Source organism: Ammoniphilus sp. YIM 78166 (assembly GCF_004522215.1).
In the GTDB taxonomy this organism is placed as follows: domain Bacteria; phylum Bacillota; class Bacilli; order Aneurinibacillales; family RAOX-1; genus YIM-78166.
This window is the reverse complement of sequence record NZ_SDLR01000059.1, coordinates 1-342: the sequence shown is the minus strand read 5'-3', so window position 1 is coordinate 342 and position 342 is coordinate 1. Positions and strand designations below refer to the sequence as shown.

General features: G+C 53.8%; 1 rRNA gene. It reads left to right on the top strand.

The features are described 5' to 3' along the window. Positions 1-342: ribosomal RNA gene (locus EIZ58_RS32885) — 23S ribosomal RNA — on the top strand; the annotation flags it as partial.

The window sequence follows — 342 nt, the reverse complement described above, 5'->3', positions numbered from 1 at the left end:
GGGGGACGGAGAAGGCTATGTTGGCCGGGCGACGGTTGTCCCGGTTTAAGCGTGTAGGCTGGTTTTCCAGGCAAATCCGGAAAACCAAGGCTGAGGCGTGATGACGAGGCACTACGGTGCTGAAGCGACAAATGCCCTGCTTCCAGGAAAAGCCTCTAAGCATCAGGTAACATCAAATCGTACCCCAAACCGACACAGGTGGTCAGGTAGAGAATACCAAGGCGCTTGAGAGAACTCGGGTGAAGGAACTAGGCAAAATGGTGCCGTAACTTCGGGAGAAGGCACGCTGATATGTAGGTGAAGCGACTTGCTCGTGGAGCTGAAATCAGTCGAAGATACCAG